The following is a 4,504-nucleotide window of genomic DNA, read 5'->3' as shown; positions in this document are numbered from 1 at the left end:
AATTAGTACCAAGTCATAATATTTGATAATAATATTAATTATCGTTTATTGTATAAATGCTTTATTATTGAGCCAGTGTATATTTGTTATGGCTTTTACATTGAATAGTAGATAATAAGGGGTGGACTCCATGAATGCGGGGATTATTGGAATTGGCAGATGCTTGCCAGAGAAAATTCTTACTAATGCGGATTTAGAAAAAATGGTTGATACATCAGATGAATGGATTAGAACACGTACCGGTATTGAAGAAAGAAGAATTGCGGATGATGATACCGATACATCTGATCTCGCTTACGAAGCGGCAAGGAAGGCGATCGAGAACGCAAATATTTCACCGGAAGATTTAGATATGATCATAGTTGCAACCGTTACACCTGACCGTCCTTTCCCATCTGTTGCTTGCATGCTTCAGGAAAGGCTGGGGGCTGTCAAAGCTGCCGCGATGGACGTTAGTGCTGCATGTGCTGGATTTATGTATGGAATTGTTACAGCAAAGCAATTTGTGGAGGCTGGCACTTATAAGCACGTATTAATAGTAGGGGTTGAAAAGCTTTCAAAAGTCACAGATTGGGAAGATCGAAATACTGCTGTATTATTCGGGGATGGTGCCGGTGCCGCTGTCATTGGCCAAGTATCTGAGGGCAGAGGAATCCTATCCTTTGAACTAGGCGCCGATGGAACAGGCTCAAAGCATTTATATCAGGATGAATATATTATTATGAACGGTCGCGAAGTATTTAAATTCGCAGTCCGCCAAATGGGTGAAAGCTGTGTAAACGTATTAGAAAAAGCGGGTCTTACGAAAGAGGATGTTGACTTCTTAATACCTCACCAGGCCAATATCCGGATTATGGAAGCATCGAGACAGCGTCTTGATTTGCCCGAAGAAAAAATGTCAAAGACGATTCACAAATATGGAAATACATCAGCGGCGTCTATTCCTATTTCCATCGTTGAGGAATTAGAGGCAGGAAAGATTAAAGATGGAGACTTAATTGTGATGGTCGGTTTCGGCGGCGGATTAACATGGGGTGCCATCGCTATGCGTTGGGGCAGATAGGCAGAATTCCACTAAGTACTATAATTATCGTAAGAATGTTCGTTAAATATCTATAATAGCAAAGGAGATATAAATTAATGAATAAACGTAGAGTTGTTGTTACAGGCATAGGCGCTGTAACACCGCTTGGGAATGAAGTAGAAACTACTTGGAAAAATATCCTTGCAGGTGTATCAGGTGTAGGGCCTTTAACAAGAGTTAATGCAGATGAATACCCAGTTAAGGTTGCTGCGGAAGTAAAGGATTTTAATGTCGAAAATTTCATGGAAAAAAAGGATGCTAGAAAAATGGACCGCTTTACACATTATGCGGTTGCAGCGTCTTTAATGGCGGTAAAGGATGCAAATTTATCGATCAATGAAGAAAATGCTGATCGTGTTGGTGTTTGGATTGGCTCAGGAATTGGCGGCATGGAGACATTCGAAAATCAATTCGAAACATTTCTAAATCGCGGTTACAGAAGGGTTAGCCCATTCTTCGTTCCTATGATGATACCTGATATGGCAACAGGACAAGTGTCCATCACTCTAGGTGCTAAAGGATTTAATTCATGTACAGTTACAGCATGTGCAACGGGCACAAACTCTATTGGCGATGCCTTTAAAGTTATTCAGCGCGGTGATGCCGATGCAATGGTAACAGGTGGAGCTGAAGCACCGATTACGAAAATGTCAGTTGCAGGATTTTGTGCAAACACTGCATTATCAACAAACCCAGATCCGAAAACAGCTAGCCGCCCATTTGATAAAAATCGTGATGGGTTTGTTATTGGCGAAGGAGCTGGAATCGTTGTTCTTGAGGAGCTTGAACATGCTCTTGCCAGAGGCGCAAACATCTACGCTGAAATTGTAGGGTATGGTGCCACTGGTGATGCTTACCATATTACAGCACCTGCACCAGAAGGAGAAGGCGGAGCTCGAGCTATGAAAATGGCTATAAATGATGCTGGTTTATCACCAGAGGATATTGATTATATTAATGCTCACGGAACTAGTACGGATTACAACGATAAATTTGAAACAATGGCAATTAAGGCGGTATTTGGAGATCATGCTTATAGGTTGGCTATAAGCTCTACGAAATCAATGACTGGCCACCTTCTCGGAGCGGCTGGCGGTATAGAAGCTATTTTCACTGTTTTAGCTATGAAGGAAGGTATTTTACCGCCAACCATTAATTACGAAACGCCAGATCCAGAATGTGATCTTGATTATATTCCAAACGAGGCTAGAAAGAAAGAAATTAGAGCAGCAATCAGTAATTCATTAGGCTTTGGTGGCCATAATGCAACGATTGCATTTAAAAAATACGAATAATGATAAAAAGAAGAAGGTCAAAATCTTTGGATTTGGTCTTCTTCTTTTTTAATTTAAGTTAAATCTGGGACTTTCGCAAATAAATCTATTGCTTTCGCAAATAAATTCGTGACTTTAGCAAATAAATCTCCGCTGTCTTTTTGTTCAACCCCCTTATTAACAAAAGAGACCACTTTTCATAAACTAAATATAAATGATCAATGTGAGGAGGGTATCCAGATAATGGCGGTAGTACGTACGGACCTGTGGCTTGATGATGATTTCTCTAACTGTGAGAACATATGCGCAAGGTTCTCAAAATCGTTTTCCGGAGACAGCCCTAATAAAATTTATAAATACTTAAGTCAATTTGGTATGTACAAACCAAATAGGCAAAGCTATGAAAATTTTACCGAGCTTAAAAAGCGGAATTACTGGAAAAAAGTCGAGGCGATATTTAGAAAGTACAAGAAAGAATGGAAAGGTCCTGATATTCCCATCTATATTTTTCCTATGGCATCCATAAACTCGTTATTTTCCCAAGTGAAAACGACTAAATCCGGTGTAGCCTTCAAAGATAAATTATTCCTTTTTCTCACACCTTTAGAGGATGATCTAGAGCTGGAGGCCTTATTCATACACGAGTATCACCATACATGCAGACTTCAGCATCAAAATAAAAAGATAGAGGATAACACATTAATCGATTCTATGATATTAGAAGGGCTTGCAGAGCACACAGTTAAAGAATACTGCGGGCAAGACTATTTAGCATATTGGTGTAAAAGTTATTCTAAGAAAGAAATTCTTTATTTTTGGGAAAGGTTTTTAAAACAGCAAAGAAGCACGAAGAGGTTTTCTAAACTGCATGATGATATTCTTTTTGGCAGGGGGACATATCCTAAAATGATAGGCTATTCCGCTGGTTTTGTATTCGTTTCCATGTACAAAGAGAAAAAGGATCTTTCTTTGCAAGAATCATTTAAATTAGATTCAGAAACTTTTATTACTAGCCTTTTAAAAGAAAAAACAACTGAATAAATGCCTGATTTTAGCTGGATCTAACAGGACCCAGCTTTTTATATTTTACTAGATAAGAACAGTGCAATAGATATTTTTTGAATTTTATACTAAATATATTGTATATAGAAAATAGAATATTATAAATAATTCTTGAATTCGTAATCTTTCTGTAATAATATACAATTAAACACTCAAATAATTCCATTTTAGATAATATCTATAAAATATGTAAAAAAAGATATTTTTGAATATTAACTAGGGACTTTTTGGAGGCTCTTTTCTAAAAGACAAGTTGCCCAAAACTACTGATTTTTGGACGGAGGGTATTATGACAGCATTATTGGAATTAAGAAACTTAAAAACTTACTTTATGAAAAAGAAAATAAATATTCCTGCTGTTGATGGCGTTGATTTAAAAATACATAAAGGTGAGACGGTTGCACTTGTTGGAGAATCAGGATCAGGAAAGAGTATTACTTCCCTCTCAATAATGCGCCTAATCCCAAGTCCGCCCGGAAAAATTGTGGACGGTGAAATCCTTTTTGACGGAAAGGATTTAGCTAAGCTTTCCGAAAATGATATGTGTAAGATCCGTGGGAATGATATCTCTATGATTTTCCAGGAGCCAATGACATCATTGAACCCTGTTTTGACAATTGGAGAACAAATTATTGAGGTTCTGATGTACCATCAAAAAATGTCTAAAAGCATCGCGAGAAATCGAGCCATTGAAATGCTTGAACTTGTAGGATTTTCTCGTGCAAAAGCGCTCATTGATGAATATCCCCACCGGCTTTCAGGCGGCATGAGACAGCGTGTCATGATTGCAATTGCCATGAGCTGTAATCCAAAGCTTCTTATTGCGGATGAGCCGACCACAGCCCTTGACGTTACAATTCAAGCTCAGATTCTAGACTTAATGAAAGACTTAAGCCAAAAATCCGAAACTTCTATCCTAATCATAACCCATGATTTAGGTGTTGTTTCTGAAATTGCGGATCGTGTAGTTGTTATGTACTGTGGTCAAGTGGTAGAAGAAGCCAGTGTAGATGATTTATTTGATGAACCGCTACACCCTTATACAATCGGATTATTGGGATCGATTCCATCACTTGATGCAGAT

General features: G+C 38.2%; 4 protein-coding genes. All 4 read left to right on the top strand.

The genetic code is table 11. From position 1 onward, the window contains the following. The first annotated feature begins 130 nt into the window (after positions 1-130). Positions 131-1,063 carry a beta-ketoacyl-ACP synthase III gene (locus tag V7149_RS23515; RefSeq protein ID WP_335348000.1) on the top strand — a complete coding sequence of 311 codons (933 nt, stop codon included), beginning with the start codon at positions 131-133 and terminating at the stop codon, positions 1,061-1,063. A gap of 77 nt (positions 1,064-1,140) precedes the next feature. Continuing rightward, entirely contained in the window at positions 1,141-2,379 is a 1,239-nt protein-coding gene (fabF, locus tag V7149_RS23510; RefSeq protein ID WP_335347999.1) for a beta-ketoacyl-ACP synthase II, read from the top strand. 222 nt (positions 2,380-2,601) lie between these two features. After that, complete coding sequence (locus tag V7149_RS23505) at positions 2,602-3,399, top strand: DUF2268 domain-containing protein (protein WP_335347998.1); 798 nt, start codon at positions 2,602-2,604, stop codon at positions 3,397-3,399. Positions 3,400-3,709: 310 nt separating this feature from the next. Then, on the top strand, positions 3,710-4,504 hold a 795-nt coding region (locus tag V7149_RS23500), incomplete at its 3' end, for an ABC transporter ATP-binding protein (RefSeq protein WP_335347997.1).

The sequence above is a fragment of the Bacillus sp. JJ1503 genome (assembly GCF_036965125.1).
Taxonomy (GTDB): domain Bacteria; phylum Bacillota; class Bacilli; order Bacillales; family Cytobacillaceae; genus Cytobacillus.
This window is presented reverse-complemented; position numbering and strand designations above follow the sequence as displayed.